The 680-nt window shown below is 70.7% G+C and carries 1 protein-coding gene and 1 pseudogene; both read left to right on the top strand.

Annotation, left to right across the window (positions count from 1 at the left end; all coding sequences use genetic code 11):
- The coding region (locus HUK84_RS21600; protein ID WP_176641972.1) for a winged helix-turn-helix domain-containing protein at positions 1–326 on the top strand (326 nt) is incomplete at its 5' end.
- A gap of 5 nt (positions 327–331) precedes the next feature.
- Positions 332–680 (top strand): annotated as a pseudogene (locus HUK84_RS21605) (ATP-binding protein); the annotation flags it as partial.

Below are 680 nucleotides of genomic sequence, written 5' to 3' on the forward strand. Positions count from 1 at the left end.
GGACACCCCGGCGCGAGGTCCTGAAATTCGACGGCTGGACGCTGGATCTGCGGCGGCGGGAACTGACCGATCCGTCCGGCGCGGTGGTCGAGATCTCCGGTGCGGAACATGACCTGCTGGTCAGTTTCCTGGACAATCCGCAGCGGGTGATCGGCCGCGACCGGCTGCTGGAACTGTCGCGCACCCGGCTGGGCGACGTCTCGGACCGCAGCGTCGACGTGCTGGTCAGCCGCCTGCGCCGCAAGCTGGGCAGCGAGTCCGAAACCCTGATCCGCACCGTGCGGGGCATGGGCTACATCTTCACCGCGCCGGTGGAACGCCACTGACCGTCATGGCGGCGCCGCAGAACGGGCCGGCATCACCCGGGGCGCGGCGGATCACGCTGTGGCCGCGCGGGCTGGTCGGCCGCGTCACCTTCGTGCTGCTGGCGGCGGTGGCGCTGGTGTTCGTCGGCAGTTCGGTCTTCTACGAGGCGGCCGAGACCTACACGGTCGACGACACGCAGCTCGAACTGATCGGCGAACGCCTGACGATCGACGCCCGCGTCCTGCTGGCCTCGCCGGTCTCGCAGCGTCCCATCCTGGCGGCCATGCTCTCGACCGGGGATCTGACGCTGGACTGGCGGACGCCGGGCACCGACAAGCCGGCGCGCGCCGAACCCAAGGTGCTGCGCAGCCTGC

It is taken from the genome of Nguyenibacter vanlangensis (assembly GCF_013376155.1).
GTDB classification, from domain to species: domain Bacteria; phylum Pseudomonadota; class Alphaproteobacteria; order Acetobacterales; family Acetobacteraceae; genus Gluconacetobacter; species Gluconacetobacter vanlangensis.